This window comes from Marinospirillum insulare DSM 21763, assembly GCF_000686905.1.
GTDB classification, from domain to species: domain Bacteria; phylum Pseudomonadota; class Gammaproteobacteria; order Pseudomonadales; family Halomonadaceae; genus Marinospirillum; species Marinospirillum insulare.
The window spans coordinates 1-5,808 of the sequence record NZ_JMLW01000060.1; the positions used below are offsets into that span (position 1 = coordinate 1).

7 protein-coding genes are annotated in these 5,808 nt (G+C 35.5%); all 7 read left to right on the forward strand.

Annotated elements, in window-relative coordinates; translation table 11 throughout:
- The first annotated feature begins 95 nt into the window (after positions 1-95).
- The 7 genes from BP27_RS0113425 to BP27_RS0113455 all read left to right on the forward strand — a co-directional run bounded on the left by BP27_RS0113425 (position 96) and on the right by BP27_RS0113455 (position 5,689).
- Entirely contained in the window at positions 96-848 is a 753-nt protein-coding gene (locus BP27_RS0113425) for an AAA family ATPase (protein ID WP_036240412.1), read from the forward strand.
- A gap of 2 nt (positions 849-850) precedes the next feature.
- Positions 851-1,597, forward strand: a complete 747-nt coding sequence (locus tag BP27_RS0113430; RefSeq protein WP_027851970.1) for a hypothetical protein — start codon at positions 851-853, stop codon at positions 1,595-1,597.
- A 250-nt stretch (positions 1,598-1,847) separates the two neighbouring features.
- The gene (locus BP27_RS0113435; RefSeq protein WP_027851971.1) at positions 1,848-2,750 is read left to right on the forward strand and encodes a HipA domain-containing protein; all 903 of its coding nucleotides are present in this window, start codon (positions 1,848-1,850) and stop codon (positions 2,748-2,750) included.
- A complete protein-coding gene (locus BP27_RS16425; protein ID WP_036240415.1) occupies positions 2,743-3,480 on the forward strand; it encodes an HIRAN domain-containing protein in 738 nt (245 codons plus the stop codon). Before BP27_RS0113435 ends, BP27_RS16425 begins: the two co-directional genes overlap by 8 nt.
- Before the next feature lie 53 nt (positions 3,481-3,533).
- Complete coding sequence (locus BP27_RS0113445) at positions 3,534-3,890, forward strand: hypothetical protein (RefSeq protein ID WP_027851972.1); 357 nt, start codon at positions 3,534-3,536, stop codon at positions 3,888-3,890.
- A gap of 57 nt (positions 3,891-3,947) precedes the next feature.
- Positions 3,948-5,453, forward strand: a complete 1,506-nt coding sequence (locus BP27_RS0113450; protein ID WP_027851973.1) for an AMP-binding protein — start codon at positions 3,948-3,950, stop codon at positions 5,451-5,453.
- Entirely contained in the window at positions 5,450-5,689 is a 240-nt protein-coding gene (locus BP27_RS0113455; protein ID WP_027851974.1) for an acyl carrier protein, read from the forward strand. The genes BP27_RS0113450 and BP27_RS0113455 overlap by 4 nt, the downstream gene beginning before the upstream one ends.
- The last annotated feature ends 119 nt before the right edge of the window (positions 5,690-5,808 follow it).

Genomic DNA, 5,808 nt, shown 5'->3' on the forward strand with positions numbered 1-5,808 from the left:
TCTCATTCTTGGTCGATTGAAAAGCATAAGATGCTACAGCAGCTTGCCATCCAATCCTAGTTTAATGAGTTGCACTTGAGAGTTGAATCCAGGAAATGTTTGGGAAACATGATAGCTACTTATCTTACCCTAATAACTTAACTTATTTGAATGCCAATCGCCAAGTTTTTAAAGAAATTCAAGGTGTGGTTCCTAGTACTAAAGAAGAGCGCAAGTTCGGTATTTCAGGTGAATACATAACCGTTTATTTTGATAAGTTTAAAGATGAACCTATCGAAGAAAAATTAATCACTAAAGCTGCACCTTCTTACACCTTAGAAGGACAAACCAATTTTTGGCTAAACAAAATTACTAACTATAGCTATGAACTACAAACAGAAAGTTCAGGTAGTTCACATGTTAGAACCTTTTACAAAAACGATGAAGGCTTAACCTTTAAGCCAGGTAATATAGGTACAGGTATAAGTTTTCTTTCAACCATTATTATTGCTTGTTTAAGTGCTAAGCCAAATAATATTATTATCATTGAAAACCCAGAAATTCACCTACACCCACAATCACAATCTAACCTAGCTGGTTTTTTTGCATTTATAGCTTCTAAAGGCATTCAACTAATTATAGAAACTCATAATGACCACCTTCTAAACAGAACCCGTTACGAGGTTTTTAAAGAAAATATTAAAAGTAGTGATGTAATTATCCACTACAAAAAATACAAAGAACCATTTGAGAAAATTAACATTAATAACATGGGGATGTTTGTAGATAAGAATAATGAAAACAGCTTCCCCAAAGGTTTTTACGATGCAACCTTGCAAGAAATTTTCACTATCAATAGAGGTGATTAAGTATGCAAGCAGTGTGTTTAAGTGATGATTTAATTGAAGAGTATATTAATTTTAAGTATGGTAATTCATTCGATACTAGATTAGTTACTAAACTTTTAAAGTTTATACAGCCAGCTTTAGTATGTACTAGTCAGCATCCATTATTTCAAGATATTTCAGCAGTTGGGCAATTTACAGCCGACCCTATAATAAACCTTACCAATTTTGAAGCAGAAACTAGCCAGCTAACTGCCAGTCAATTAGTCGATAAAACCATTTTAAAAGTTCAGCTAGTAACTAAAAAAAATAATAATGCAGACTTTACACAATTGGATATTAATGCATTATCCGATAATTTTGAACGATTAAACATGCTTCTAACAGGTGTTCATGAAACAAATACACACAAACAAGAAGCACTTAATCATATAAAAGCACTTATTTCTGATGCAGAGTTTGTAAAAATAACCGACTTCTACATTCATAAAAATAACAACTGGAAACAAAGTGAAAGCGTTTTAGATGAAATACTCCCACGTAAGAACATACTTGTTAAAATCATAGCTGATAACTTTGATAAGCACGTGCCTTTAGAAAAGCTTTTCACTGACTGGAAAGTAAAAGCCGAGCAAATTAATCAGAATGTGCACGACAGGTACATTGAAACAGACAAAATTAAAATAATGCTAAGTAGCGGCATTTTCCACCTTTCTAAAAAGTCAGATAAAGATTTAACCTACACAGTAAGAATTAAGAACGACAAGGTTTAACCTTAGCTTGCTAATGTTGTGCAAGGCAGTAAACGCTGCTAGCAACTCAACACCAAAAAAGCCCAAGCCAAACACTGGCTAGTAGCTTTCGACAAAACCAAGCAATCACTCAACCACAATGCAGCTTGGTTAAGACAGCACTACCAAGAAACCAAAGCATGGGTGGGTGGTGTATAGTTGGTGGCAAGGTTTTTGGCAAGCATGGATAAGGATTTTATAGGGCATAGCCTTTAAGTTTTTGGTGAAAATTATGGATGAGCTTGTGCTATTCCCCATTGTTGAAATTAAAGTTAAGCAAGAAATTGAGCAGCTAGGTACTAAAGAAAAGTACTGGATTTATTGCCAAGAAGAAAAGTGTAAAAAACTTTTTAAAATTGGCAGGCCAAACACTGGTGAGGATTGGGCTGAAGTAGCAGCTTATGAAATAGCCAAGCTTATAGATTTACCTGCAGCTAAATATGAGTTTGCTAAGTATAAAAATAGCCTAGGAACCGTGAGCACAAGCATTGTTTTAGACAACGAGCAGTTAATTCATGGCAATGAGTTCTTAGCCGAAATTGATAACAATTACCCTGTAAATAAGTTTTATAAAGTTAAAGAGTACCGACTAGATACAGCAGCTAAAATAGTTTCAGATATTGATGAGCAGTACCCAAACCTAAGCAGCCTTGTTAATTTTATTGGCTACATAGTTTTCGACTGTTTAATAGCTAACCAAGATAGACATCATGAGAATTGGGGTTTTATCCTTAAGCAGCAGGGCAAACTCAGCTTGGCACCTAGTTACGACCACGCCGCTGGTTTTGGTTGCCGTGAACAAGATGCAAAAATTGCTGAAAGGCTAGTAACCAAAGATAAAAACTTTACTGTTGCTGCCTACTGCCAGCGAGCAAAAACACCCTTTTATGATAAGCGCTCACAAAGGCTCGGTACACTTGAAGCTTGCAAACTTTTAGGCAGTAACTACCCTGAGCAACTTTGCTACTGGCTAGAAAAAATAGCAACAATAGGTACAGACGATATTAGAAACATATTTGCACGAATACCGAATGAATTTATTAGCGAAAAACAACGCCTATTTGCACAAGCAATCTTAAAAGAAAATATGACAAAATTAACAGCCTTAAAAAAAGAGATTTGCCAAAATGAGTGATCAAGTTCTTATTCTAAGCTGGCGGGAGCCAGAGTTAAGAGAATGGATTCCCATTGGCCGCCTGTGGCAGCAAGATAATCAGTATTACTTCTGTTACACCCAAGGTTTAAAAAAAGCACAACAAAACAATAACTTTAGCTATCTGGGTGAAATGACCGATGCCAAGCAAACCTACTTTAGTGATGAGCTGTTTCCTGTTTTTCAAAACCGACTATTAGCCAAAAGCAGACCAGAATATAAAAGATACCTAGACTGGATTGGCCTAGATAAAAACCTAACCAAGCTAGATGAACTAGCCAGAACTAACGGTATTAGGGCAACAGACTCACTACAGCTGTTTGAAATTCCTAAACTAAATAACGGTAAATACACCACCTACTTTTTTAGCCATGGTATTAGCCACCTACCCAAAAGCTACTTAGATAGAATTGAAAAAATTAAAGAAGGCGAAAAGCTTTATTTAATGCAGGACATTCAAAACAAAGTAGACAGACTAGCACTCATGCTAAGAACAGATGACCCAGTAGAGTTAATGGGTTATTGCCCTAGAATTTATACCAAAGACATTAACCGCCTTTTAGAAGCCAATAATAACGAAGTCAACGTAACTGTTAAGAAGGTAAACAAAAAAGCACCTTTGCAAGTTAAACTACTTTGCCAGCTAGAAGCCAATTGGCCAGAAGGATTTAACCCTTTTGATGATGAAGAGTTTAAGCCCTTTAAAGCTTAAAAACAGCGAGCCGCCTAGTTATATGGCTGAGTGGCGTAGAGAGGGTAGCGAAAATGTTAAAAGACACACGATTTGAAGAGCTAACCTTGCTAAACAATGGCTGGCTAAATGGTAAAGGCAAGGCTTTAGATAATGATAAAGCTAAGCGTTTTAGTGAGTGTTTTTATAGTTTTTATGATGATAGCTTGCCACTGCCTTATTTATACCCAACAGCCGAAGGTGGGCTACAAGCGGAATGGCTTATAAAGGATTGGGATATAAGCTTGGAAATTGAGCTAACAAACTTATCCGCCGAACTCCATGCTTTAAACTTGCAGAGCGATGAAGAAAAAGAACTTAACCTTAATCTTGCAGAGCACAATGACTGGCAAGAATTGAATGAAATGCTAGAAGGCTTTAATACAATATGACCCCGAATGTACAGGCTAATAGAAATTAAATCTACATCTATATTTAAAGAGAGTGTTATGATTTCAAAAATGAATACTATCCTAGATAAATCAAGTTTTAAAAATATAAGCTATTTTGATGGGCAAAGTAAATTAAGTTATGATGAAGTAAAAACCTGTACTTTTAACTTATTAAAAAATATCCCTGCTAGAGTGAATGGCGTTCAACAAGGTATTTGCTTGTTAATGGAGCGCGGCTCTCATTACATAGCAACAATGTTTGCAGCTTGGCAGGCAGGCTTTTATATTGTTCCATTAAACACATCGTGGCCAATCCAAAAAAACAATGAGATTATCAGTAAGATTAAACCTGCTGCTGTTATTTCTGATGATGAAAATATTGCTTCACTAGCTAATAGTTTTAAGTCAATAAATGTCATAAACCTGTTTGAGAAAAATGAAGGCCTGCAGAATGACTTTTCTCTAGTTTCACCTTTAAGACCCACTGATGTTGCCTACATTATATTTACTTCTGGTTCTACCGGTGAGCCTAAAGGTGTAGTTATTTCAGCGGCATCTTTTCGCTCGTACGTTGATTGGACACAACGTTATTTTGCTGAATACTCAACATCTAAGCGTTTGTTATTAACGTCTGAACTTACCTTTGACATTACAATGGGTGACATAGCTTTTGCACTCGCATTTGGCACAAGCATTGGTGTGGCACGCCAAAATACTAACATTCCTAGTGTTTTGGCATTAATAATGAAATATGAAATAGATGTGCTTTATTCAGTTCCTACAACACACTTAGCACTAACTGCTTTTGCTAAAAGAAAACGGGGTGCTGATATATCCTGCCTTAAGCTTATTCTTTCAGGTGGTGATCGTTTTCCTTGGCAGCTTGTTGAAGATTACAAATCCCTTACGCAAGGCGCACATTTTTATAATGTTTATGGACCCACAGAAGTTACTATAAATTGTTTTGCAGTGCGTTTAGACAACAAAGAAAATTTAATAGCTGAAGATAAGCCAGTGCCTATTGGTGAGTGTTTTGATTCACTCAACTATGTACTTTTAGACGAAGATGACATTGCGAGTAAAGAAGGTGAACTTTGCATTTCCGGCCCACAACTTATGATGGGTTATTATCAAGATAAAAACTTAACAGACTCTGCTTTTACAACAGATCCAACAGTTAGCTTTGTTCAGCGCTTACTCTATAAAACAGGTGACTTGGCCTACGAAGATGATGGTTTAATTTATTTAAAAGGCCGAATAGATGGACTTGTAAAAATACGTGGTTACAGAATACACCCAGACGAGGTTTCTAAAGCTATTGATACACTTGATGGTGTCGATGTAAGTGCAGTAGTTACGGTAGGAAAACAAACTGATGCTGCTTTAGTAGCTTTTATTAAGTTAGATCAGGGTTCAGAGTTTACTAAAGAAACTATAGATTCTAAACTTAAAGAAAAACTGCCAGCCTATATGATTCCTGTGGACTATGTTTTTGTTGAGACTTTCCCATTAAATCAAAGTGGAAAAATTGATAAAAATGCTTTAATTAAGAGATTGCTATGAGTTTATTAGAAAAAGTAATTGATATTGTTGCAACAACACTTAAAGTTAACAAAGATGAAATAAGCAAAGACTCTGGTTTAGGTACTATAGCTAAATGGGACTCATTGAACCATACAAACCTAGTGCTTGAGTTAGAAGATGCTTTTGATATAGGTTTCGACTTTGATGAACTAGATAAAATAATTACTGTTGAAAAAATAGTTGCTTCATTAGAAGATAAAGGTGTAACTATTTAATTATGAAACCTTTTGTATTTGTAAAAAAAATATTTACACATCTTGGATTCAACTTGCTAGTGCAACAGCCTGTAATTCTTCAAACAATACTTCATTTGGTGTTTTCATTCCAAGTGTTT

Bases quoted from the DNA above. Each gene is read 5' to 3' on its own strand.
- BP27_RS0113425 (WP_036240412.1), top strand. From the start codon at position 96: ATGTTTGGGAAACATGATAGCTACTTATCTTACCCTAATAACTTAACT.
- BP27_RS0113430 (WP_027851970.1), top strand. From the start codon at position 851: ATGCAAGCAGTGTGTTTAAGTGATGATTTAATTGAAGAGTATATTAAT.
- BP27_RS0113445 (WP_027851972.1), top strand. From the start codon at position 3,534: ATGTTAAAAGACACACGATTTGAAGAGCTAACCTTGCTAAACAATGGC.
- BP27_RS16425 (WP_036240415.1), top strand. From the start codon at position 2,743: ATGAGTGATCAAGTTCTTATTCTAAGCTGGCGGGAGCCAGAGTTAAGA.
- BP27_RS0113455 (WP_027851974.1), top strand. From the start codon at position 5,450: ATGAGTTTATTAGAAAAAGTAATTGATATTGTTGCAACAACACTTAAA.
- BP27_RS0113450 (WP_027851973.1), top strand. From the start codon at position 3,948: ATGATTTCAAAAATGAATACTATCCTAGATAAATCAAGTTTTAAAAAT.
- BP27_RS0113435 (WP_027851971.1), top strand. From the start codon at position 1,848: ATGGATGAGCTTGTGCTATTCCCCATTGTTGAAATTAAAGTTAAGCAA.